Annotated in this window: 26 protein-coding genes and 1 pseudogene; 19 read left to right on the top strand and 8 right to left on the bottom strand. The window is 44.4% G+C overall.

Features of this window, described 5'->3' with window-relative positions; genetic code table 11:
- Positions 1-31: 31 nt before the first annotated feature.
- Complete coding sequence (locus QZZ22_RS10005; protein WP_292464443.1) at positions 32-766, top strand: ArsR family transcriptional regulator; 735 nt, start codon at positions 32-34, stop codon at positions 764-766.
- Positions 767-768: 2 nt separating this feature from the next.
- Here QZZ22_RS10005 and QZZ22_RS10000 read toward each other — a convergent pair whose 3' ends face one another.
- The 6 genes from QZZ22_RS10000 to QZZ22_RS09975 form a co-directional block, all read right to left on the bottom strand.
- On the bottom strand, positions 769-1452 hold the full coding sequence (locus QZZ22_RS10000) for a DUF2110 family protein (protein WP_292464440.1): 684 nt from the start codon (positions 1450-1452) through the stop codon (positions 769-771).
- A 2-nt stretch (positions 1453-1454) separates the two neighbouring features.
- Positions 1455-2036: a MarR family transcriptional regulator gene (locus QZZ22_RS09995; protein ID WP_292464439.1), complete on the bottom strand. Its 582-nt coding sequence runs from the start codon at positions 2034-2036 to the stop codon at positions 1455-1457.
- Between the two features lie 109 nt (positions 2037-2145).
- Positions 2146-3309 (bottom strand): tRNA (guanine(10)-N(2))-dimethyltransferase, encoded by a 1164-nt coding sequence (locus QZZ22_RS09990; protein ID WP_292464438.1) that lies wholly within the window; start codon positions 3307-3309, stop codon positions 2146-2148.
- A 22-nt stretch (positions 3310-3331) separates the two neighbouring features.
- Positions 3332-3841 carry a hypothetical protein gene (locus QZZ22_RS09985; RefSeq protein WP_292464437.1) on the bottom strand — a complete coding sequence of 170 codons (510 nt, stop codon included), beginning with the start codon at positions 3839-3841 and terminating at the stop codon, positions 3332-3334.
- A 44-nt stretch (positions 3842-3885) separates the two neighbouring features.
- The gene (locus tag QZZ22_RS09980; protein ID WP_292464436.1) at positions 3886-4557 is read right to left on the bottom strand and encodes a metallophosphoesterase; all 672 of its coding nucleotides are present in this window, start codon (positions 4555-4557) and stop codon (positions 3886-3888) included.
- A gap of 33 nt (positions 4558-4590) precedes the next feature.
- The gene (locus QZZ22_RS09975; RefSeq protein ID WP_292464434.1) at positions 4591-5343 is read right to left on the bottom strand and encodes a TIGR00266 family protein; all 753 of its coding nucleotides are present in this window, start codon (positions 5341-5343) and stop codon (positions 4591-4593) included.
- Positions 5344-5442: 99 nt separating this feature from the next.
- Between QZZ22_RS09975 and QZZ22_RS09970 the strand changes: the two genes are divergently transcribed.
- From QZZ22_RS09970 to QZZ22_RS09930, 9 genes are all read left to right on the top strand, one after another.
- Positions 5443-7050: an aminotransferase class I/II-fold pyridoxal phosphate-dependent enzyme gene (locus tag QZZ22_RS09970; protein ID WP_292464433.1), complete on the top strand. Its 1608-nt coding sequence runs from the start codon at positions 5443-5445 to the stop codon at positions 7048-7050.
- Positions 7051-7123: 73 nt separating this feature from the next.
- Positions 7124-8617: an aminotransferase class I/II-fold pyridoxal phosphate-dependent enzyme gene (locus QZZ22_RS09965; RefSeq protein ID WP_342765097.1), complete on the top strand. Its 1494-nt coding sequence runs from the start codon at positions 7124-7126 to the stop codon at positions 8615-8617.
- Positions 8614-9600: a cobalamin biosynthesis protein gene (locus QZZ22_RS09960; RefSeq protein WP_292464432.1), complete on the top strand. Its 987-nt coding sequence runs from the start codon at positions 8614-8616 to the stop codon at positions 9598-9600. Before QZZ22_RS09965 ends, QZZ22_RS09960 begins: the two co-directional genes overlap by 4 nt.
- Positions 9601-9640: 40 nt before the next feature.
- The gene (gene cobZ, locus QZZ22_RS09955; RefSeq protein WP_292464431.1) at positions 9641-10237 is read left to right on the top strand and encodes an alpha-ribazole phosphatase CobZ; all 597 of its coding nucleotides are present in this window, start codon (positions 9641-9643) and stop codon (positions 10235-10237) included.
- Positions 10234-11052, top strand: coding sequence for an adenosylcobinamide-GDP ribazoletransferase (gene cobS / locus QZZ22_RS09950; protein ID WP_292464430.1), 819 nt, complete (start codon positions 10234-10236; stop codon positions 11050-11052). The genes cobZ and cobS overlap by 4 nt, the downstream gene beginning before the upstream one ends.
- A 1-nt stretch (position 11053) precedes the next feature.
- Positions 11054-11677, top strand: a complete 624-nt coding sequence (locus tag QZZ22_RS09945) for an NTP transferase domain-containing protein (RefSeq protein ID WP_292464429.1) — start codon at positions 11054-11056, stop codon at positions 11675-11677.
- Between the two features lie 45 nt (positions 11678-11722).
- Positions 11723-12088: a hypothetical protein gene (locus QZZ22_RS09940; RefSeq protein ID WP_292464428.1), complete on the top strand. Its 366-nt coding sequence runs from the start codon at positions 11723-11725 to the stop codon at positions 12086-12088.
- 192 nt (positions 12089-12280) lie between these two features.
- Positions 12281-12565: a hypothetical protein gene (locus tag QZZ22_RS09935; RefSeq protein ID WP_292464427.1), complete on the top strand. Its 285-nt coding sequence runs from the start codon at positions 12281-12283 to the stop codon at positions 12563-12565.
- Positions 12562-12858, top strand: a complete 297-nt coding sequence (locus tag QZZ22_RS09930; RefSeq protein WP_292464426.1) for an N-acetyltransferase — start codon at positions 12562-12564, stop codon at positions 12856-12858. The genes QZZ22_RS09935 and QZZ22_RS09930 overlap by 4 nt, the downstream gene beginning before the upstream one ends.
- 56 nt (positions 12859-12914) lie before the next feature.
- On the opposite strand, the pseudogene QZZ22_RS09925 reads toward QZZ22_RS09930, so the two are convergent.
- A pseudogene (locus tag QZZ22_RS09925) lies at positions 12915-13030 on the bottom strand (IS1 family transposase); the annotation flags it as partial.
- 179 nt (positions 13031-13209) lie between these two features.
- Here QZZ22_RS09925 and QZZ22_RS09920 point away from each other — a divergent pair.
- The 9 genes from QZZ22_RS09920 (at position 13210) to QZZ22_RS09880 (ending at position 23692) form a co-directional block, all read left to right on the top strand.
- On the top strand, positions 13210-13404 hold the full coding sequence (locus QZZ22_RS09920) for a hypothetical protein (RefSeq protein ID WP_292464424.1): 195 nt from the start codon (positions 13210-13212) through the stop codon (positions 13402-13404).
- Between the two features lie 823 nt (positions 13405-14227).
- Entirely contained in the window at positions 14228-14812 is a 585-nt protein-coding gene (locus QZZ22_RS09915; RefSeq protein ID WP_292464423.1) for a DUF2115 family protein, read from the top strand.
- 186 nt (positions 14813-14998) lie between these two features.
- Positions 14999-15577 carry a TetR/AcrR family transcriptional regulator gene (locus tag QZZ22_RS09910; RefSeq protein WP_292464422.1) on the top strand — a complete coding sequence of 193 codons (579 nt, stop codon included), beginning with the start codon at positions 14999-15001 and terminating at the stop codon, positions 15575-15577.
- A 150-nt stretch (positions 15578-15727) separates the two neighbouring features.
- Positions 15728-16498, top strand: coding sequence for a DUF1638 domain-containing protein (locus QZZ22_RS09905; protein WP_292464421.1), 771 nt, complete (start codon positions 15728-15730; stop codon positions 16496-16498).
- Positions 16499-16537: 39 nt separating this feature from the next.
- On the top strand, positions 16538-17377 hold the full coding sequence (locus QZZ22_RS09900; RefSeq protein WP_292464420.1) for a DUF1638 domain-containing protein: 840 nt from the start codon (positions 16538-16540) through the stop codon (positions 17375-17377).
- A gap of 476 nt (positions 17378-17853) precedes the next feature.
- Entirely contained in the window at positions 17854-21027 is a 3174-nt protein-coding gene (gene ileS / locus QZZ22_RS09895) for an isoleucine--tRNA ligase (RefSeq protein ID WP_292464418.1), read from the top strand.
- Between the two features lie 17 nt (positions 21028-21044).
- Positions 21045-21674, top strand: coding sequence for a 6-hydroxymethylpterin diphosphokinase MptE-like protein (locus tag QZZ22_RS09890; RefSeq protein ID WP_292464417.1), 630 nt, complete (start codon positions 21045-21047; stop codon positions 21672-21674).
- Between the two features lie 106 nt (positions 21675-21780).
- On the top strand, positions 21781-22905 hold the full coding sequence (locus tag QZZ22_RS09885) for a DUF373 family protein (RefSeq protein WP_292464416.1): 1125 nt from the start codon (positions 21781-21783) through the stop codon (positions 22903-22905).
- Positions 22892-23692 carry an MTAP family purine nucleoside phosphorylase gene (locus QZZ22_RS09880; RefSeq protein WP_292464415.1) on the top strand — a complete coding sequence of 267 codons (801 nt, stop codon included), beginning with the start codon at positions 22892-22894 and terminating at the stop codon, positions 23690-23692. Before QZZ22_RS09885 ends, QZZ22_RS09880 begins: the two co-directional genes overlap by 14 nt.
- A gap of 35 nt (positions 23693-23727) precedes the next feature.
- Here the strand turns inward: QZZ22_RS09880 and QZZ22_RS09875 are convergent, their stop codons facing one another.
- Entirely contained in the window at positions 23728-24558 is an 831-nt protein-coding gene (locus QZZ22_RS09875) for an RAD55 family ATPase (protein WP_292464413.1), read from the bottom strand.
- Positions 24559-24563 lie beyond the last annotated feature (5 nt).

Below are 24563 nucleotides of genomic sequence, written 5' to 3'. Positions count from 1 at the left end.
TTATATAGATTGTTTATTAATTACGTACTACATGAATAATGGAGACAGTACTGCTATTTTTTCCACGGAAGCTGGTTTCATTGCACTGAACGGTTCTGTCAAAATAAAGATTCTGGATTTCTTAAAAACAGGTCCCCGCTCTTTTGATGAGATTGTCACCCACACCGGAAAAGCAAAGGCAACTATATCGGTCCATCTTAAGGACCTCAAATCCGGCAACCTTCTGGAGGAACAGATCGATCCCGATGACAGACGCAAAAAAATATATTTCCTGAAGTGCCAATATCTTGCATATTCCCAGGAACCCGGAGTCAGGCATTATACTGATATGCTGGATATCATCGCATCCCGTGACCTTGGTAAATATGGAAGCCTCACATGCATATTTTATGCAGTACAGTACGGTTTTCTTGCTCATGGCATCAACTGCACTCCCATAATGAGGGACATTGGCAGGGACGTCGGGAAAAGCATTTCCAACAATCTTACATCAACGCATCCTGATGACCTGTTAGAGGAAATGATGGCTTTCTGGAAAACAAACAATATCGGCAGTTTCTCAGTCGTAGAAAAAGAACCTCTGCAGATTGCTGTTTATGACTTCTTTGACTGCAGATCTCTTCCCATAAAAACTAAAGTGCTCTGCTCTTTTGCGCAGGGCGTTTTTGAAGGTGTCTTCAGTGATAAATTCGAAGTCCAATGCAACATGGAGATTGTCTCTGACTGCACTCGAAACTGCGGAGCTTGCCTTTTTGTCATGCGCTGAACTTATGCTGCTTTGATAACTCCCAGTTCCCCTTTTACATGCCTGCCAATGGCTGCAACAATGCCCGGGCCGTCCGTACCTTCACGGCAGGTAATCATGTGCTCCATCAGCCCGAGGCGCTCAATGCCGAAAATATCTCTGGCGTGCCCCGTCTTCTTAATAGCTGCCTTGAGCTCGGATCGGGTCACAGAATTGGCAGTTACATGATCAAAACCAGATTTCTTCCAGTTCCACAGGACATCAAGTTGCTTTTTTGACAGATGACCGATGAGACCTTTTTCGTCATCTATCTCTACTTCCAGGGGAATATGGGGTATGATCCCAAAGCGGGAAGCTACCTGCTGCGCATCTCCTGTCCCAAGTGTTCCAAGGCTCGCCTGCTTGATAACAACCGGCACTCCGATATCGATTATAATATGATCTTTTTCGATGGAACTTACATAACCTTTACAGATATCGCCTTTGTTCACTTTCTTCAAAGGTGAACCATATTTGTCAACAAGGAAATTAGCAGCAAATTCTTCATCCTCTCCGCTTATCCCCAGAACGAGCCATCCTTCCTCAGATATTGAGATCTGCGATTTTGCGTCAAGCTCCTTCATGTCGTTATCAATGAGGATCTGTGCAGCATGAATGGCACGCTCCCTGGTACCATAGACTTTGATCAATAATTGGATAGTTATCATTATTACCCGAATTTTACTTCCTGCTTCATAACAGTATCGAATATATCCTGTATCCTGGACAATCTGTCCAGGGAGATATCATCGATTTCATCTTCCGATTGTTCGATATTTTTAATGAGTAGCTGGATGTCACGGCTGAAAGGGCCTATCTTTCTCTTAACGGCATCAGGATCTTCACCATTGTCTTTTACTTCTTCGTATACAGAGCTTATATTCCCATATAGTCTTAATACCCTGTCTTCGAGAGAACCGGGGTTAAAAGATAATTCCGTTTCCTGTTCTTCCATATCTTCTTCCAGGTTTTCAGCCATCTCACCTTCAAGTGCTATTATAAGGTTCTTGAGTGCATCCACTACCTTATATCCATGTTCTGTCAGTTCCACATATTTTACCCGCCCCTCGATAGAGAACCTGACCAGATCATGCTCTTCCATCTTTGAAAGTATTTTGGTGGTATGAGCGAATGTTGAATTAATTTCTTTGGTTATTACCGAGGCATAGGTCTTCTGGAAAGACCAGATCGCAAGAAGTGCAAGCGCGGGTTTCTCCTGTAAAAAAAGTTGTTCAGCATATTCGTTTGTCATCAGTATCCCCTGCAAGCCCAGGATAAGAGCTTATGAATGTAATAAGTATTATTAGATAATCAATTATATATTAATGTATATATCATTATTGGGAAAATAGTATATATGTTTATCGGAGTGAGAGCAGTACATTTTCTATCTCACATATGTCTGCGTCCGTTTTGAACGAAGTCCCGCTGAAGTGTGTCCGTGATGCAGCAAATCCTCTGTCTCTCAGCACTGTTAAAAAACCTTCTATAGTGGTTGGTGAGACACCAATTTTTTTGCACATGATATGCTGGTCATAGAACATCGGTGTCTCGAGTTCATCCCTGCAGATTTCCACCAGCTTCCTTGCCTGCTCTTTTGTACCCAGGTTGCGGATTTCTATCTCCGCAATGACCTCATTGCAGAAATCCGGCTGATGCAATCTGCCAAGCCAGAGTGGTCCTCCAATCATTCTTTCAGAAAGGCACTTGGGACATTCTTTCCCTATGAATGTGGCAATTCCCGCAAAGACCTGCCTGGAACCGCATGAAGGGCAATGAGCTATATAACCTACCTGTTCCAGCATGCTGTCAGTCTTCTTTGCTCCCTTCTCTATTCTAAGGTAGGTGCGTACATAATGGCGCGTTGCATGTGACAGCAGCGGATCCATGGCTTTGTCATTGACAGATAATTCCCTGGCTATCTTTCCCAGGAGGATACGTACTCCCATTTCGTTATGATATTCGTTGTTGAAAGGAATTGCAGCATACTTGCGGATGCCTGAATGCAGGTGTGCACCACATAGCGGAGCAGTATCTGTTGCAGTTATTTCGAGTAAGTGCACCACAGACCGTGCAGCTGCAGCCAGGAAGGGTGCAGGTGTCCCGAAGGGGTCGATATCCACGATGTTGAACCTGCTCTCATGAAGAAGCACATTGGCATTTTTACGCTTTGCTTCAACATTCTGCTCCAGATCAAGGTTCTTAATATTTTGCCGGATGAGTTCGTAAGCGTCCTCACTCCAGTCATTGAGAGTTGCATGGATGCCTGTTTCATTGGCAATCCTTAGTCCGCGGATTCCTGACGCTGAGAGTGCATCAACGTATCTTATATCCTCCAGGGCCATATCGCGACGGACAGACAGGTCTCTGGCAAAAACAGATGTAGCAGCCACGGAAATATCCCGGTTAAGTTCCATGGCAGGATTATAAAAAACAGGAGCCTGGGAAGGTGGAAAAGATACTCCTTCCTCGTGTACCGGAACGAGTATTTCGGTTTCACCTTCTCTTACAGCTCTTATGTTCATCCGGTTCTCAGAAGGTACTTTGTTATATAACGTTAATGGTTCCCTTCATCCTTTCTTCGTAACCCTGTATCTTGTACGTATATGTTCCGGTCTCGTTGAAAGTATGTACATACCTTCCTCTGTATCCTATGGTCTGGTCCTCCCACAACTCTTCATTGCTCATGAGCACAAAGTTCCTTGTAGGACTGTTAAAATTGATCCAGACAACCGAATCTCCTGAGTTTATGCTCAGGTTTGCTGGCAGAGCGAGGAAGTTCTCAAGGCGTATAGTATATGTGCTGGGGCCTGTTGACGGGACAACAGTGACTCCGCTGTCGGTTCCATCCTCTGCCGTTGTTTCGTTATCAATAACCGGAGTTTCTTCATCCTCTGAAGTTTCATTATCTAATTCAGGAGTTCCTTCATCTATAGTTTCGTTTTGTTCTCCCTCTGAGATGTTTCCGTCCGTATCGTCCTGATCATTATCTGATACACAGCCGGCAACAAGAAGAGAGAATAATATCATTAATACAGCAATCCATTTCAGATTCATGACATCACCTCTATTAAATATGGTTTTGAGAGTATAATAGTTTCCTATTGTTTCCTGTCAGCTTGTATGAGCACGACATTGATCTTTATTCCATCAGTGGGATCATCCGGGTCATTTATATCTATCAGGGCTGCAAACCCTGCTGCAGCCATTCCAGGGTTGACGACGATGGTCCCATTTTGTTCTTTGATCCCTCTTGCCTCATGGATGTGTCCACAGACTATCAGACTAACCTTTCCCAGGTACTTTGCAAGCGATCTGCATCCAACATGTGTGTCCCTGACGGCATCCAGTACGCCATAAGGAGGGGCATGGGTAAGAAGAACTATGGGCTGTTTATAGTCCTGAGCATCCGACATGAGCTTTTCAAGTTTCTCCTCGATGTCACATTCCTCTATCTCAAAAGGTGTGCAGAAAGGTGTAGGGTTTGATCCGCCAAACCCCACAAAAGTGATTCCTCCAAAGGTTTCCAGCTTATTATGAAGGCTGACAGAGGAGTTATCAAAGATTTCCGTAATCGATAGTGGATCGCAGTTCCCTGGTACAGCCATAACTTTCTGGCTGAACATTTCAATGAGTTCGGATGCCTTTTCGGAAGGCCCGAAGTTAGTGATGTCACCTGCGATGAGCACTGCGTCCACATTGCCTGCTTTCTCAAGCAAGGCTTTGATAGGGGAGTAATTCCCGTGGGGGTCTGCTATTGCGAATATTCTCATGTCGATCTGCTGTTCCCTATGTCAATTTGTCTTTTAGAAAGACCTGTCGCCTCCAATGAGCCCTCCCAGTCCTCCCTTGGACTCATCTCTGCGCTGATAAGATGCAGCAGCCATTATCCTGTCCGCAAGACGCGAGAACGGCAGGCTCTGTAGATATATGGTGCCAGGGCCTTTCAATGTAGCAAGCACAAGCCCTTCTCCACCGAACAGGGCATTCTTGAAACCGCCTACCAATTGAATATTGTAATCTACTTTTTCGGAGAAAGCAACGATACATCCTGTATCGACCCTTATTACTTCTCCTGCCTGAAGGTCTTTCTTGATAATCGTGCCTCCGGCATGCAGAAAGGCCAGCCCGTCACCGGTCAGTCTCTGCAGGATAAAACCCTCTCCTCCGAAAAGGCCCGCACCTATCTTTTTAGTAAGGGCTACTTCGATCTCTATACCTTTTGCCGCGCACAGGAAAGAGTCCTTCTGGCACAGGAAGCGTCCACCCACTTCTTTCAGGTCGATGGGTATTATTTTTCCAGGGTAGGGTGCACCGAAAGCCACATATCCTTTTCCTGTTCCTTCGTGGACATAACTGGTAATAAAGAAACTTTCACCTGTGAGTGTGCGTTTCAATCCTTTGAGTAGTCCTCCGCCGGTGGATGTTTCCATTTTGATCCCAGGTCCCATGTACATCATAGCGCCTGCTTCGGCTCTCACAGACTCGCCGGGATCTAGCTCGATCTCAACTAACTGCATATCATTTCCGATTACTTTATAATCGATTTCATCTGCCATTTTTATTCCTCTTTGGGATAGTTTAATTAAGTATTCCTAGATTAATCCCTCCTAGCTTGGCGAGCTAACTTTATTAATTTATCTGTATTAAAAATAATTTTGACTTGGCAAGCACTCTTCGTCAATACAGGCAATACATGTCATTTGATGAAGTGCACAACTGAACTTGAATACCTTAATATATGTCCTGTGCCTAAACAGTTGTTGATTATTGTGTCTGAAGATGAAAGCCAGCCTCCGTTTAAACACTATCTACTGGGTTTATCTGCCTGCAAGCACGGCAGGCAGTTGGGTCAGGTTTCCGAAGAAGCAAAGATCCCGGAATCAGATATTCTTGATTTCAGCGTGAGCCTGAACCCTCTTGGAAGTCCGTTCAGGTTTAAAGAAAGCGGCCTTGATATTGAAGCTCTTCTAGAAAAGGCAACCTGCAAGCTGGAACAATATCCGGATAACAGGTATATTGAATTAAGGACTGCAGCCTCTCGTTTTGCAGGCAACGGAGTAGAGCCGGATAATATAGTACCTGGTAACGGTTCATGTGAGCTGCTCAGGCTTATACTTGAATCTGTTGTCGATGAAGGTGACATAGTAATAGTTCCTATGCCCTGCCCTGCCGAATACTACCGAACCTGCGAAGCTCTCGGTGCTGTGCCTCACAAGATCAAGCTGAACGAAATGCTTCAGTTGCCCAAGAGGACACTTGAGAGGGCAAAGGTCATTTTTTTCTCAAACCCCAATAACCCTTCAGGCGACCTGGTATCCCGTGACAGGATCCGTGAGTTTGCCCTAAGGTGTGCTGAGCAGGACACTTTGCTTGTGGTTGACGAATCTTTTATCGAGTTATCCGACCCGTCCCAGAGTGTTGCAGACCTTGCTGCAAAGAGGGATTATCTTTTTGTGACCCGCTCGATAGTGAATGCCTTTTCCCTGCCGGGAATCAGGTTCTCCTACGGTATCACTTCGTTGCCCTTGGCTGCAAGGTTGAATGCTGCACGCCTTTCCTGGAACATAGGGTCAGTCACCGAGGAGATTGCCACAGCTGTTCTCAGTATGGAAGGAGGAATGAATAGCAATTACCTGGTAAATTCCCGCACGTTTATCAGAGAGGAAAGGCAGTACATAATCGAGCGTCTGTCTTCATTATATGGTTTTAACCCTCTCAAAAGTAATGCCAACTTTGTCCTGGTGGACATGAAAGAGCATTTCATGGATTCGGAGTATTTTACAAAATGCTTCGCTTCCCGCGGAATCTTTTTCCGGGAATGCAGTGATTTCTTTGAAGGACAAAAGCACTTTATTCGTATATCAGTGCGCTCAAAAGATGACTTCGAGAAACTAATATCCCGGCTGGATGATGTTTACGCAGAGTTTAGCAGGGAAGAAGCCAGGGAAAAACTAGTGGAAACCCTTGAGCAGGGTCCTGAGAGGGTTGCAGCAACCCGTGGCACATGTGGATACTACCCGTGCCATTTTCTCGGTCAGGACTGCACGTTCTGTTTCTGTCCTTTCTATGCCTGCAGTGATGAGAGAACAGGCGGCGAATGGATAGATAGTGCTATTGGTGGCAAGGTCTGGAGCTGTGAACATTGTACACTGCTTCACCAGCCAAAAGTGGCAGAGAAGATACTGGATGTCCTTATGGAGGACGGAGATACGGATGAGAATATCCGTAAAGCATGGATCGAGGTTGTCCTGCCTCTATTGTGACCGAAAAGTGTCTTGATGGAATCATTATATTAAAAGAACTAATATATGTTTATAAAAAGAGTTTGTGATCATCGTGACAGAAAATACGCCCTCTCTCCCGGTAAAAGAGCATCTGTTGAAATTCGAGCCCAGTGCTCATGGTGGACTGATACGCAAAAACTCCCAGAAATATGCAATTCCGGAGAGCGAGATCCTTGATGCGAGCGCAAGCCTGAATCCCTTTGGCACTCCTTTTGAATACCCTTATACAGGCCTGGTACTTCGTACGTTACTTGACAAGGGGCTTCAGAAAATGGAGCAATATCCTGACAACCGCTATCTTGAGTTCAAGGAGGCGGCGGCAAAATTCACAGGCATGGGCATCAGGCCTGATAACATAATCCCCGGCAATGGTTCGACCGAGATAATCCGGCTTGTCGCGGAATGTGTTGTGGGAAAAGGTGACATCGTCCTGATCCCGCAGCCGACCTTCAGCGAGTACGAAGTCCAGTGCAGGGTGCTTGGTGCAACTATAAAGTACATCCGCCAGGAAGACCTTCCGGATATCAGTGGTGATATCCTTGAAGAAGCAAAGATGATCTTTGTGTGTAATCCTAATAACCCCACAGGAAAACTCCTTAACCGCGAGCAGGTAAGAGAGCTTGCTCAAAAATGCGCCCGCCACCACACTATTCTTTTCCTTGATGAGGCCTTCATAGAACTTGCCGATCCATCTCAGGGTGCTGCTGACATGGTTGAAGGCAACGAGTATTTTTTCATACAGCGTTCCCTCACAAAGGCGTTCGCTATTCCCGGTATCAGGATGGGCTTTGGTATCGCATCCAGCAGGTTTGCAAAAGTGCTTGATAACGCAAGGCTTTCCTGGAACCTGGGTTGCATAGCTGATACTGTTTCAACGGCTCTGCTCAATATGGAAGGCGGGATAAACAGCAAATATCTGATGGATTCCAGAGATCTCATCAAGGCTGAAAGGGACTACCTTATGGAAAAGCTGAATCGGCGCGGGTTCAAGCCAACCGAGAGCACAGTAAATTACATTTACGTGGATATCTCCGAATTTTCCATGGATTCTACCGAGCTGACGGAGCGTATGGCTGCACATGGTGTGCTTATCCGTGATTGCAGTTCCTTCCAGGAGTCGGGCAAAGATCACATTCGGGTTGCTGTCAGGACCAGAGAAGAGAACAAACGCATATTGGACACTATAAGAAAAGTGGTGTCGGAATGGGGAAGTGAGCAGGCAGAATCCATGCTTCACGATAATCTTGCAAAGGCCGCAACTTGCGGAAGGCTTGGAAGTAACCTGGAATGTGATTATTATCCCTGTCATTTTCTCGGCCAGGACTGCACTTTCTGCTTCTGTCCCTTTTACCCATGTAATGATGAGCGTACCGGTGGCCAGTGGATAGAGAGCTCAGGAGGCGGGAAGGTATGGAGCTGCCTCTATTGTGAAATGGTCCACAGGCCCGAGGTGGTTGATGATATGCTTTCTGTCCTGACAAAGGAAGGCTGCAATAAGGAAAGCGTAAAGGAAGCCTGGAAGAAAGCCATGGGGACTCGTTTATGATCATGCCGGTGATGCCGGGGGCAGAGGATCTCATAATCATTCTTTTCCTGGCCTATGCCTATGATCTTATGCTCAACGAGCCTCCTTTTGCCGTTCATCCTGTGGTCTGGATGGGGAAGCTCATTTCCAGGCTTAAGGATGCGGCTCCTGTAAAGCACAGAAGGCTGTACGGAATATTCCTTGCTCTGGTCACCATTGGCTTTGCATCTGCCCTGGCATACGCTGTGATGCTTGTCCTGAGCGTCGAATCAATACCAAGGGTTCTGCGTCTTCTGATAGCTGCATATTTTCTTAAGGCGACCTTTGCTGTCAGGTGCCTGTTCGAGGCAGGCAGCAATGTACGCAGCAGGCTTGAGGCAGGTAAGCTTGATGAAGCACGCAGGGAAGTATCCATGTATGTTAGCAGGGACACCTCCCGGCTGGATGAGAATCATGTCTCTTCTGCTATTATTGAGACCAGCTCCGAGAATTATGTGGACGGGATACTGAGTCCCCTTATGTTCTACTCTTTCTTTGGCCCCTTTGGTCTGGTCGCTGCCTACATTTTCAAAGCTACGAGCACCCTGGACTCCATGGTCGGTTACAAGAACGAAAAGTACCTGAAGCTGGGCTGGTTCTCTGCAAAAACTGATGATGTTTTCAACTGGATACCTGCACGTATCTCAGTCATTTTCATCTGTATGGCGGCTGTGGTCGTGAACTTGTTCTCAGGAAACAGGAAAAAGCTAAGTGCATCGGATGCACTCAAACTCGGGCTGGCAGAGGGACTAATGACTCCCTCCCCGAATTCCGGTTTTCCCATGGCTTCCACAGCAGGTGCTCTCAGGGTAAGACTTGAGAAACCGAACACCTATCTTCTGGGAGAACGATATAAGGCTTATCCCGTGGCAGAGGATATATGGCTTACCTCAAGGCTTATACTGACCGCTTCGTTTATGGCGGTTGGCGCATCTGCATTGATGATCTATTTTATTCTTGGATGAGTTGGCAGGTACATAAAAACAAATGATAAAAGTGATGGCAATGAAATTATCGGATATAGAATCTACGAACCTCAAGGAAGGACAGCCTGAGGAACTGGAAGGTGATATCACCCACGATATCATTGATATACTCAGGGATGAAGGTATTACCGTTGAGATGCTTGTTGATACTGCTCTGGCATTGTATGCTCCGCATCCGGGTATCGAGACCAGGGAGCTTGCTGAAGAAAGGTTCCTGGAAGAATTGCACATAGCCCTTTCCGACCCGAACCTTTGTATGCTGGTCTATGCAGGTGTATTGCTTGAGAAGGAAGGCGTTGCAGGTACTCTTCCGAACATAAGCAAGAGCTCTTATGAAAAAGACCTGACATTCCTGATAGTTGATGAGGTCATAGGAATGAGTATTGCCAAGTACATCAGTGGTGATAAAGGGATATTCGAGTTTGTCCGTTTTGACAAGCAGAAACCTGGTATTCTTGCAACTCTTGGACCTTTTATGGATGATGTGATTGGCGGGCTTATTGGAGGTGTATCTGCCAGCATGTATACACGGAGCATGGCCGAAGCCGCCAGAAAGAATGCGGCTGAGAAAAAGAAGAGACATGACAGCAATCTGGGTGGTGTGATCGCAGGATGAACAACTTCTTACTGGCTGTACGCTCCAGTTTTGGTTTCCTTTCCACCATCCCTGTCGGGATCACAATGGAAGGTCTTGACGAGTTCTTCAAGAGGACCTACCTGCACATACTCGTAGGTATTGTGCTTGGCCTTATTATGGGTGCAGTAGCCTTTGGTCTGCAGTCATTTCTCTCTCCCCAGCTGAGTGCTGTTTTCATTATAGTGTTTGTCTATTATATTACGGGACTTAACCACCTTGATGGCATTGCCGACATGGGGGATGGTCTGACAGCCCACGGTTCCCGCGAGAAGAAGCTCAAGGCGCTTAAAGACATGTCTCTTGGGATTGGAGGAGTGGCCTTTACAGCTCTTGCACTCCTGGCATTCTATGCTGCTCTGGTGTCACTTCTCACGGGAGAGTTCCTGCTTCCGGACGGTTCGATCGCAGGTACAGCAATGGTCATCCTTCTTTCCCTGTTCGTTGCCGAGGTCAGTGCCATGCAGTGCATGCTCACGATAGCCGCATTCGGGAAGTCCATACATGAAGGTCTTGGTTCCATTCTGGTAAAAAGCACGACCCTTCCAAAGTACCTGACAGGGTTTGCTATGGGCATCACTGCCTGTACGCTGGCTTTCTGGTATATCGGTCTCCCTCTGGTCGGACCTATAGCTTTTGTTGCATCTATTGCATCAGCCATGGTGCTTATCAATATCAGTAACAGGCACTTTGGAGGTGTTAATGGTGATGTCATTGGTGCATCCAACGAAGTTGGCAGGACCATTGCGCTGGTAGCCATCTTCCTTGCGCTTAAATACGGTTTTGGAGGTGTCTGATATGGACGCTATAATTATGGCCGGGGGCTTTGGGAGCAGGCTCGGAATGGGTGAAAAACCCACGGTAGAATTGCTTGGCAAACCTCTTATCTCATATGTTATCGATGCCCTTGAGAGAACACCTGAAGTCGGAAAGATCCATGTTGCCGTCTCGCCTGCAACGCCTGTCACAGGCAGTGTTATCCTTAACCGCTACAATGGCAGGGTGGAAGTTATAAACACAGGTGGTGGCAACTATGTGGCAGATATGGTCTATGCGGTCAAGGATGCAGGCATAACCGAACCCGTGCTTATCCTGATGTCGGACATACCCTTGCTTGATCCGGAGATAATCGGGCATATCATCAGAAAGTATGAGACTTGCGGAACACCTGCGATGTCCGTGTTCTCTCCCATATGGGTGTGCAAAGGGCTCGGTATAAGGCCGGATACGGTCTTTAACTGGGAAGGCAAGCTTATAGTTCCTGCAGGGGTCAATATCCTGGACGGGAAAGATGTTGAACGCGAGCAGGCCTATGTTAGCCTCGTGCTGGAAAATATCGAACTGGCTCTGAACGTTAATACTGCAGCCGACCTTGAGAAGTGCAAAGAGGTACTGCTGGAAAAAACTGCCGGTAAAGAATAAAACAAAATACTTTCCGGCAAGCTTAATTTTAAAGGATGTGTTCATATGGATCGCAATATTACTATCATGAATCGGAGTTATTCTCTGGAGACTCTGATGCTGATAACCGGCAAGCTCAACCCTGAAACTTCAATTGAGGTTATCCCTGAGGAGTCACTGATGCTATGTGAAGTGATAGAACATCCTCAAAAACTGCCCTTTTACATTGAGGCCTTCTACAACATGGATATCAAAGAGGTGGATGCTTTTCGTTTTGCGCTCATGAGAATCCAGATAGATTCCGACCTGCGGATGAACGAGGATATACAGAAGCATCAGCATCGCAGGTATGTTGCACGAACTATTGAGAAGTTGCTGTTCTCCGACATCCTTCTTGAACAGGTCCAGGGCGTTGTGCTTGAAGGGGAGTGATGCCCCCTTTATCGGAAGTCCCTGCAAAGGGTGCAATGCATACAAATAGACATATGGACCGGTCCTGTCTTCAGGACCTTAGTTCCAATTGACTTATACCCTTCCTGATCAAATACCTGTTATCAGATATATATCCTGATTATTTTTTAAAGGATGCCTGCCTGGGTGCAGGATCAATGTGTTGTGGTGTCAATGGCCGGTCAGTTAGTGAGGAAAGTACGCACAGGTAAAAGGCAGCCATTAAAAGCCCCACGGCTGGCTTTTGGCAGCCTGATGACTAAAAAATGGAGCACGTTCGAAGACCATAAAATAATCAGAATAAACAATGATCTGATGGCTGATGTCCTAAAACTCTATCATGAGAACTTCACCGGGATAAACGATAGGATGTTCATGATGTACTGCCGCTTTTTTAATGAAACCTGTTATGCTTCCCTTGACCGGGGCAAGGTCGTGGGTACTGCATCTTTTTCGTGAGACCTGTATTATCCTATTCGCACATCCACAAAACCGCCACGCTTTATTCTTTTGCAGTTGACAGTGATCGCAGAGGATGTGGTATAGGTAAAAGACTCCTTCAGAAAGGTATCCGCGAGATGAAGCTGAGTTTCGTCAGTTGCATCTCTCTTTTTGTGGCCAGGGAGAATATTCCTGCCATCAACCTTTACAGGAACATGGGTTTCCGTATCCTCAGGGAACTTGAAGATGTCTGCGGCCCGGGACCCAAATGCTACGAGATGGATCTGGAGCCGGGGCATGGTCTTCCTTGAGTGTTTCTCTTCTGAAAACAACTCCTGGCCGATTCCCCTGCATCATTTGACATCCTGCAGTTGATGAGTTTCTTCCCATTTCTATCAACAGCAATCCTGATCCAACAATATTTATTTTGTTTCCGGTATGAGTGTGTATTTCACCCAGTTCGACGGTAGCGATCTAATTTTCTCTTAAATATTTGGTACTGGTGTCTGGTATTCGCTTAGCTTAATGTGAAATTAATTATTTTCTAAGACTGTAGATGCATATTAATATGTCAATATAAAAAAGCTTATATTTGATGAATGAATAGCAATACTCGACGATAAATAGTCAAATCTTCTTATTGCATAGTCAAAGGTGTCTCCATGAAAATTAATGTATCTGAAACAGCAAAGGATGTAAATTCTGTAGGGATACTGAAAGAATACATAAATGATTTACCTATAAAAGTTATGGATGAGGAATGGATAAGAGAGCAAAAAGTAGATCTTGATGCTTTGATGGTTGACAATTTTCCCGGTTCGGGTAGCCGCACTTTACCACCAAAGACAACCCGGTAATCCTCTCAAACATTCTTTTATTGGTTTTATCCCAGGTAAAATACCTGGATCATAATTGCAGATTTATTGGGTTTCTGTCAGTTTCCTCTCCTGGCAGATGCCTATCACTTCATAACCAGCAGTAGGCATGAGGCATACCTGATCTTCCAGGTGGTCTCATACTGCTCATCTTCAATCTCTCTCTATTCACTCATAACTCTGGTATGTACAGTCAAATCTTGCGATTGATAGAAAAGTTTATCTATTTATAGATGAATATCATCTGTGTACCCACATCAATTAATTGTTGTGAAGTGTGTACCACCAATCCAACCACCCCAAAAATGAGACATCCTCTCAGGAGATGTCTCTACTTTTTTTGCCTGCAGTATAGAGTACTGAGAAACGGCATTATACATTGTTTTGGTTTTAGTTTAACTTTAGAAACGTTACGGGAATCTGGTGGTAGGAGTGACATAAAGCGGCATTGTTACCGCATATAAGGCTACCGTGAAAAAATTCACTGGGGCTCATTTAAAATTAGCGAAGTACTGAATTTGAAGAAGACGTTGAAATATTAAAGAAGAAAGCCAGCGATATTGATAAAGAGGAATTAGGGTTTAAAAAATCTCAGACTTTTATTAATGAGGAATCTATCAAGCAGAAAATATTGGAGCTAACTCCTGAAGCAGCTAGGAAGATTGGTATTGCTTACAGGGTACTCTTAAGAGGATTCAGGATAGGATTAGGCAAACAGGAGACCTAAATCTGAATGCTAGGTTTATGAGGAAACTTGCGGATAAGCTGATGTGAGAGCTTATTCCTCTTTTGTCTATACACCATCATGCTGCAAAATAAAAATAAATTATGTGTTCACATTAATCATAATATTTATTTCACGGAACTATTTGATTGTTTATTCATATGCAAAATTGGGGGATTTCATATTAATTCATGTGAATTATTGCTCTTATTAAAGAAAGATGCTGCCAATATGTCTTCTGAGTATTTAACAAGGATTACTGAAAAAGAAACAGAAGATACTCAGAGCCCTTATGGAAGTCTCCAGTACAATATCCAATGTCTTGCAAGATATAATCGCAAGAACTTTTTCGAGTTAAAAGAAAGAGATTGCACTGATTTATCTGAGGAGATAGACATTGGAAAGCTTGAAGATTTTACATTCAGGATTAGCAAGTATATGGATGAGTATGCTCCCAATCAAAGAGATTTGAAGGAATATACTCGCATTATTTCCACATATCTGACTTTTATAGCGAAAGAGCCACTCCACCCACTGGGAATGTACGTAAATGAAGATCAGACAATCTTTGAAAATGATGGCGTTTATTATTGTCCTGCAAAGAGTAAGAATATATTAGAGGAAATGTCCTTGTGCAAATACTGTGTTTGCAGGGCAATCAGTTAGAAATCATTTTTTAAGTATGTGCAAGCATCAACATTAGCTTTGAATCATTTGCTTCTTTTGAGATTCTCTTTAATCTGATTTTTTAATTGTTTTCCAGTTTAACTATTGTCTACCTATATGTAGGTAGGTATTTAATGTATGAGTTTAATCCAACTATTATAAGAATAAGGAAAAATGTGGATTAATATGACAGATCTTAACCCCACTAACCAACAGATACTTCGTTATGCAAGATTATTTTTGCAATGTGGGGGCTATAATGGATTTAGTTACAAGAATATTTCCCAGCAGCTTGGCATAAAAAATGCTTCAATACACCACTATTATCCTAAAAAAGAAGACTTGGTTGCTGCCTTACTTGAAGAAAGAAGAAATTACTTAGCCATGTCTATTGCACAAATGGTTGAATCCAAAAAGTCTGCTCGTGAGCAGCTTCAATATTATTTTGATTATGCATTGCAGGAGTTTGATGAAGGGAAATGCATCTGTCCTCCTGGTTCAGTGATAATAGATTTTCAAGAACTCCCAGAGAAAGTTAAAAATCAAGATATTTTGTTACTGGACGATATACTTGAATGGCTTGCCAATGTTCTTCAAAATGGCCTGGAACAGGGGGAGTTTAAATTTTTAGATACAGTAGAATCACATTCAGAAATGATAGTTGAAACACTGATGGGTGCCAGACTGTTATCCAGTATTAAAGGTAGAAAGACACTTGTCAGATCAATTTTTTCAATTAAATTAGGTCTTGGATGGAGGGATTGATTTTTTATTCAACCATTTGCCTACCTACATGTAGGTAAATGTTGTCTATTTATCGTATTATTTTTTGAATCTAAAGAAATAAAACTAGTAATATACAAAAAAAGGAGGATATCTGTGATGCCCGTTATGAGTATAATCTCATGTAAGATAATGCAAGATGAAATAGTCTGGCTTTTTACCAATGATTCTGAAATTGATAAGATTATAATCGTAGAAAATGAAAACATTTCAGAATTTAAAGAAAAACTTCGTGAACAGCATGTCTCTTATGATATCATATCTTTTGAAAAGATACCATATCATCTCGGAGAAATGGATGAAAATGAATCAATTGTTGTAGTTAATATTCTGGAACTTGGACTTCATGCAGTACCAAAAACGCTGAAATTCGAGGTTTACCAGAATATTAAGAAAATGATTTCTTTCTCCGATGGTATACTCCTTTTTTACGGCCTTTGTGGTAATGTCCTGGGTAAGGTAGAAGAGGATTTCTGCCTTGAAAAAGATGGTTGCATCGTCAGGATACTCAGAGATGATGAAAGAATTGTGGATGACTGCATTGGAGCTACGGTTGGTGGTGGAGCTAATTATCTGAAATTGCTTAAAGCAAACAGTAAGGAACCTGCTTTCTTCTTCACTCCCATGTATGCCAGTTCATGGAAAGAACTTCTAGGCTTTGCTAAATATCATTCTGACCCTGAAAAAGCGTTCAAGATGGCAAAAATGGTCAATGACTTGGCAGGATATTCAAGGGTTGCAAAAGTCAATACAGGCCTAACATATGTGAAAGATATCGACGCAAAGATTGAAGAGTATGCCAATTTGTTTGGGTACAGTACCTTTGAGGTCAGTGGCAATCAGGAAATATTCGAGAAATGTTATTTTTCGATAAAGGATGAAATAAAGAATAAAACTATGTAAACAATAATTATGCCTGTGTTAAGTATAGTTTCCTGCGAAATGCTTGAGGATGAGTTAGTTTATGTTCTCTCAACAGACCTTGAAATTAAAAATTTGTTTGTGGTAGAGAACAGAAACAGTTTCCGATTGGTACAAAAACTCAAGTCTGAGAATCTCAGGCCTTTTGTGTTTTCCTCTGATAGGTTATATTCTATTGTTTCAGAGCGCAATAGAAGATTACCTGATAGTTTCATGAAGAGGTTTTCGAATATTCCCATTCTAAAGCAAATGTGTGATGCCTTAAATCGGAAGAAAGAACGAGAATTAACGGTTGTTGTGAATCTTCTGAGAAAGGATTTACATTCTGAGATTGATTATTTACAATCTGAAGTATATCTGAATGCAAAAGAAATGTCAAAAATATCAGATGGAATCCTTCTTTTCTATGGGAAATGTGGTTATAGTTCTGAAAAAATACAGGATGATTTGCAGAGGCTTGATTGCCCGGTTTATTTTCTGAGGGATGATGAAAAAAACATTGTTGATGACTGTGTTAGCATAGCACTCGGTGGAAATGAAATTTACACGAAAACGATGTTAATTGGAAATGGAAGAGGAGCCATATATGCAACTCCAATGTGGTTGTCAAGCATGAACGAAAAAGATTACAAATCCACAGTATCTTATCAAAACGTCAGAAAATATCTCAGCAGTCCGATGTACAGTCTTCTTTTTAAAATCAATAATCAAAACTCTAAAGATAATAATTTTCATCGGAATGTTTCCGAATTTGCAAAAATCTTCGACATGGAGATTATCGACATTGATGGAACAATGAACATAGCCATCAATTCATACATGGAAACAAAAACAAGTATTTGCAAGAACATGGAGTGCTAACGTCAAAACACCTGATTATCTGCTCCTGAGAAATATGTATTTGAAAATACTCTGCCTCACCAGGCAAATCTAGATATCAGACTTCAAAAATTTCAAGTTATATTCGAATTTTATGTTTGTATTGATATAATCTCTACGAATTAAATATTAACCAAAAATCCAAAACTTCCAAAAATTCTGCGTATCTAAAATTCAGGATACCTATTACCCTCCTGAATGTGTGAAGGATTAGATTTGAACTCTTTATCATTCTACCAATATCTTCCATGTGGCAACTCGTTGACAACAGCAGCCAGAAACTTTTATCTCCAGATTAACTTTGACTTCTTACACCTCCCCTCAACCCACTCCTCCCCTCACCCCCACGCTCACATTTTCAACAAAACTTAACTATAACCTGTGAGTTTCATCCATAATTATTAAATTGAATATTGCAGTAGGAATATCCAGATCGAATTAGAGTATGGAGACCTTTGATGTTAGAGGAGATTACCAATCAGTATAGCCCGGAAAAACTGGAAAGGAAGATCCAGGACTTCTGGGAAAAATCGGATGCGTACTCAAAGGTACGTGAGCACAGAAGAGGCGGAAAAAGATTCTTTTTCGTGGACGGGCCACCGTATACCACAGGGCACATCCACCTGGGCACTGCATGGAACAAGATAATCAAGGACTCCATTCTGCGCTACCGCTCAATGAAAGGTTATGACATACTTGACCGTGCGGGCTGGGACATGCATGGCCTGCCAATCGAGGTCAAGGTTGAAGGCGTGCTTGGTTTCACCTCCAAGAAGGATATCGAGAAGTATGGCGTCGGTAATTTCATCGAAAAGTGCAAGGAATTCGCGCTAAACCAGAAGGACGACATGACCGGGCAGTTCCGCATGCTGGGCGCATGGCTTGACTGGAAAGACCCTTACATGACCCTGCGTGACGAGTACATCGAGGCGGCATGGTGGACCCTCAAACAAGCCCAGGAGAAGAACCTGCTGGAGCAGGGCAAGCGCGTTGTCAACTGGTGTCCCCGGTGCGAAACAGCCATCGCTGACTCAGAGGTAGAGTACAGCGACAGGGCGGACCCTTCCATATTCGTCAAGTTCAGGCTCAAGGGTGAGGAAAACACCTATGTTGTCATATGGACCACCACTCCATGGACTATCCCTTCCAATATTGCAGTAGCAGTTCACCCTTCATTTGAGTACTCCAGAGTAAAGGCAACAACTTCAGAAGGCAGTGAAGAGGTGCTCATTATTGCTTCACAGCTTGTGGAGGCCGTCCTGAAGAAAGGACGCTATGCCGGTTATGAGATACTGGGAAGCATGCTTGGCGAGGACCTCACTTCGCTGTCATACGAGCACCCTCTTGCAGATAAGGTGCCAAGGCAGGCAGCCATGGAGCATAACATCTATCTTGCCGATTTCGTGACCGCCGAGAACACCGGTTGTGTGCATATTGCGCCAGGGCACGGTATGGATGACTTTGATGTCGGCATCAAGAACAGACTGCCCATATTCTGTCCGGTAGGTTCTGACGGCAGGTATACTGAAGCAGCCGGTGATTATACAGGAATGCATATCAGGGACGCTAACACAACTGTTATAGAAGACCTCAAAGAGCGCGGCCTGCTACTTGCCCAGGGCAGGATCACTCACAGGTACGGGCACTGCTGGCGCTGCAAGACACCTATCATATACCTTGCCACAGAACAGTGGTTCATTAAGATCTCAGATCTCAAGGAGCAGATGCTTGCCGAGATACAGAATGTGAACTGGTACCCTTCATGGGCAGGTTCCTCAAGGTTCAAGGACTGGGTCGAGGGAGCACGTGACTGGTGTGTTTCCAGGCAGAGATACTGGGGCATTCCCATACCCGTGTGGAAATGCCGGACATGCGACAGTATGCATGTTGTCGGGACCAAGAAGGAGCTTATCGAACTGTCTGGCATCTCCGGTGATGTCGAACTGCACAGACCATATGTTGACGAGATCACCTTTGGCTGCCAGTGTGGTGGTACCATGAAACGTGTAGAGGATGTATTCGATGTCTGGTTCGACTCAGCCGTAGCTTCCTGGGCAACCCTCAGGTTCCCACAGAACACAGAGGACTTCGACAAGTGGTGGCCGGCAGACTTCATCACGGAAGGGCATGACCAGACCCGCGGATGGTTCTATTCACAGCTTGGAGCAAGCATGGTGGCATTCGGGAAAGCTCCTTACAAGAGTGTGCTCATGCACGGCTTCACCCTTGATGGGGAAGGCAAGAAAATGTCAAAGAGTCTTGGCAATGTGATAGAGCCAAAAGAGGTCATCTCAAAATACGGTGCCGATACTCTTCGCTGCTTTGTGATGTCAGCCACTGCACCCTGGGAAGATCTCAAGTTCAATAGTGAGGAACTCGGGACAATTAACAGGACACTGAACATTCTCTGGAATGTATATCGATTCCCACTGCCTTACATGGTGCTGGACAAATTTGACCCCTCAAAAGTATCACTGGACTCCGTACGGGAGCACATGAGGAAGGAGGACAGGTGGATACTCTCAAGGTCACAGTCACTTATCAATGATGTCAACAAGGCGATGGACCAGTATACCCTGCACCGGGCTCTGAGATCTATCAATGAGTTCGTCCTGGAGGATCTTTCCAGATGGTATATCCAGCTTATCAGGCCAAGGACATGGGTAGAGGCTGATGATCCGGATAAGCTTGCTGCTTACAGGGTACTGTATGAAGTGTTTGTCATAACTGCCAAGGTGATTGCTCCGTTCATGCCGCATCTTGCAGAAGAGATGTATCAGAACCTTGTCAGGAATGTCTACCCGGATGCACCTGAATCTATTCATATGAACGACTGGCCGGTTGCTGATGAATCTCTTGTGGACAAGGAACTTGAGACTCATATGGATATGATAAGGTCCATGGTGGAGGCATCCTCCAATGCCCGCCAGAAAGCCGGCAGGAAGCTTAGGTGGCCAGTGGCCAGAATAGTAGTCACTCCTGTCAATGAGCAGGTTGCAGAGGCCGTGGCAAGCCTCAGGTCCGTGCTCATGGATCAGACCAATGCAAAAGACATAGTACTCATAGCTCCCGGACAGCCATGGGATGAACTACGATACGAAGCTGTTCCGAACCCAAGCACTATCGGTCCTGTTTTCAAAGGCGATGCAGGCAAGATCCTGGCTGCGATAAAGAAAGCCGATGTTATCGCCCTTCGTAAATCCCTTGTTGCAACAGGGCAGGCTGAAGTTGAAGTTCCCGGCGGTATGGCAACCATTACACCGGAAATGGTCAAGTTCGAGGAAAAACTGCCCGAAGCGGTTGCAAGCGCAGAGTTCAATGCAGGCAGTGTATATGTTGATGCAAAACTGACCCGGCAACTCGAGTCAGAAGGCTTTTCGAGGGAAGTTATCCGCAGGGTGCAGGATATGCGTAAGGAGCTTGATCTCGCGGTTGACGAAAACATTAAGGTACATATCAGGATAGAGGACGAGCGGGTACTTGACCTGGTCCTTGATCTTGAGCAGCATATCGCAAAGGAGATCAGGGCTGATGTGCAGGTAATAGGTCTTGATGTTGATTCCAGCGGAACGCTCTCCAAAGACTGGGAAGTTGAAGGCGTGTCTATGAGCATTGGAATAACGCCATCCTGAAACTGAAAAGGAGAAACATGGAATTTGAAATATGGAAACCTGTATACTCAAGGATACTCGAAGATATGGGTTTCAGCAGGGAAGAGGATGAGCGTGCGGCTCTCATTCTCTCCCGCATGCTTGATCCTGCAAAGAGCGCAAAAGTGTCTGTCCTCCATGAACTTATAGGAGGTAAGAATGCTCTTGTATGTGGCAATGCACCATGTCTTAAAAATGAACTTGAGTCTGTTGACACTAAAAAGTACGTAATCATAGCTGCTGACGGAGCTGCGGCTGTCATACTTGATTCTGGTGTAGTGCCGGATGTAATAGTGACAGACCTTGACGGAGATGTCGAAAGAGAAATTATCGCCAACAGCAGAGGTTCACTTATGGTTGTGCATGCTCACGGGGATAATATCGGCAAACTTGAAAGGTATATACCATTTCTTCATAATATTATTGGAAGTACTCAGTCAGTTCCCCTTGAAAATGTCTATAACTTCGGCGGTTTCAGTGATGGTGACAGGTGTGTTTTCCTTGCAAGAGAATTCGGTGCGGCCAATATTGATCTTATAGGCTTTGATTTCTATGATGAGGATGTTACTCCTATCAAAAAGAAGAAACTGCGCTGGGCGAGAGAACTTATAGAGGAGTTACTTCTATGAAGTTCGGTTTCATATGTATGGATATCTGATGATAAGATAGTCTATCATTGTAATGATTTTATGAGAATCTATTTATATTTCCTTATCAAATAGCAAGTGGAGTTATATGCAAATACTGATCCTCTGTATAGACAGGGATGACGACCTTGGTGTAAAAGCTAATGTTAGAGGGCCTGTTATTGGAAGAGAGGCGAACATAGAGGCAGCTGTAAAACTTGCAACCGCGGATCCCGAAGACTCGGATGCTAACACCATCTTTGGCGGTATCAAGGTACTTGATGATCTGACTGCAAGGAATATTGATGCAGAGCTGATCACCCTTGCCGGAGATAAGAACATCGGCATTATATCAGACCAGAAGATAGCAAACCAGCTCGATGTCCTCCTTAAGCGTTTCAACTTCAGCTCTGCTATATTCATTTCTGACGGGGCGGAAGATGAATCCCTGCTCCCGATCGTACAGTCCAGGATGAAGGTCGATTCTGTCAAGCGTATTGTAGTTATGCAGAGCGCAAATCTGGAAAGTACTTATTATATTATCAAGCACGCTTTCAATGACCCGAAGATATCCCAGACATTCTTCGTACCTCTGGGACTGGCATCGCTTATCTATGCATTTTTCCTTATGATCAATTATCCTCAGGGTGCCATTATCGGGATACTTGCTGCAGTAGGTCTCTATATGCTTTACAGAGGCTTCGGTGACTCGATATCTGTCTATGGGGAGCGTATAAAAGATTCTTTCCATTCAGGGCGGATGACCTTCCTTACCTACCTTACCGCGCTTCTTGTAATGATTGCTGCAAGTGTACTTGGTCTTAGCAGAATATGGGCGCTTTACACTCGCGAAGGCATCTGGTATTATGGACTGGTACCTCTGGCGACGGTTTTCATAAACACTACTGTCTGGCTATATGTAAGCGCTATCCTGATTGCGGATGTCGGGAAGATCATTGACTGCTACAAGAACAGGATGTCTACTTTCAGATATATTATACCTGCTTTCTTTGTGATATCCATTGGCCTGCTCTTCTGGGGTGCAAGCACATACCTGATATCCATAAGCACGGTCATAGGTGGCAGCAATATCGACCCTGCAGTGGGAGTGCAGTACTTCGTTTATTCCATAGTTGCAGCTATAATCATTGCTCTGGCAGGAATAAAAGTCTCTACAAGTATCAGGATGGAAGAGAAAGAACTTTTGAAGGGTAGCAATAATGCAGACACATAGACCAGGATATCTCACAGGCTCCGGCTTTGATGTTGCAGTGATTGGCGGTGTGAACTTCTCTTTTCCAGAAGCTTCTGAGCAAATAAATGTGGAAACTCCTTTTGGCGAGGTCCGGGCTTACCCTTTCAAGACCAAAAGCAAGAACTGTGTTATAATACCCAGACATGCTGACGGCCAGAAGCATCTTCCTCCGCATATGGTGAACTATAGAGCCATCGTATGGGCATTCGTGGAACTTGATATTAAAAGGATCATTTCAATAAATTCTGTAGGTACAATGCAGGGGCATCCTATCGGCAGTTTCTTCCTGCCGGATGATTTTGTGGATATGACCCGTAACAGGATATCTACTTTCCATGACAGCAGGACTATCCATGTTGATATGACAGAGCCTTACTGTCCGCAGATACGGCAAAGCCTTAAAGCAACGCTCACAAAAGAAGACATCGGTTTTGCAGAGGGCGTATATGTCTGTACCGAAGGCCCAAGGTTTGAGACACGGGCAGAGATTCGAATGATGAACCGGATTGGGGATGTCGTGGGCATGACAGGTGTACCTGAGGTGGTTCTTGCGAAAGAGCTAAACCTGTGCTATGCTTCTATCTGCACTGTTACCAATAATGCATGTGGCATGGGTGCTCAGAAAGTCACTGCTTCGGAGGTCGTCAGAACCCTTAAGGAAAGACAGGAGATTCTTCTGGATGTCCTGCTTGGTGCCATAGGTGATATCCCTGCACATCGCGACTGTAACTGCAGGTATGCAGCAGATACAGATGCCTGTTTATGAGTGACACAAGCACTGTTTATCTGGAGGAACAGACTTCAGGCAATGTCCCTTGAAGTATCTATCTGCACTCCCTCACCGATCTTGAACTTGATCAGCTCCGGGCTTGGCACCATTCCTCTTATCTTTGGTATGGCCAGTTTGCTGACGAGTTTATCAGAGTTCGTTTCGAGGGATGATTCAAATATCACATCAACCGTGGCGAATATTTCATTTCCCATTCTTTCCGGGATACTGCCCTTATGACCGTAGAGATGTGTCAGACACTGTATCTCCTTGGTAATTTCATAAATAACGTTGGTCAATTGGCGAATAAGCCCGGGGTTAACGCGGAGATTCATATAAAAAGAAAATGAATCGATGATCAGGTTGATCTCCTCACCCGTTGAATCGTTGACAATGTTGCGCAGATTGTATTCGGTGAACTCTATTATTTTGGAATCGATGTATTCATTGCCTACATTTTCTGACATCTCGCCGCATGCGCTAAAATAATATTCGCTATATACATCAACGAAAATTATGTTGGACGGGTCAAATCCAAGGTTGATTATGTCATTGAGGACGAACTTGGGCCTTCTCCCGGTCGTAAAATAAAAGGTCCTGCGGGATTGTGTGAACTGATAAAGGAATACTTCTGACATCGAGCGGGGGTCGGCTGAGAAATATGATACTGAACCAGCAGGCAAGCCCCCGCCAAGAGTCCTGTCAAGGACCGATATTCCTGTTGAAAGTAGTGTTGGTTCTTCCTGGTACGCCACAGTAGAAGCCGGCTTTTTGAGGCTATCGTACAGTAATACCTCTTCCTGGTCCTTTGATGTATCATCCTGCGTAAAGGAATTTGCCGTAAAAGATCTGGTTGTTAACATCGTCC

It is taken from the genome of Methanolobus sp. (genome assembly GCF_016278365.1).
Classification (GTDB): Archaea; Halobacteriota; Methanosarcinia; order Methanosarcinales; family Methanosarcinaceae; genus Methanolobus.
Note: the sequence above shows the minus strand (reverse complement) of the source record. Positions and strands in the feature narration are given on the sequence as shown.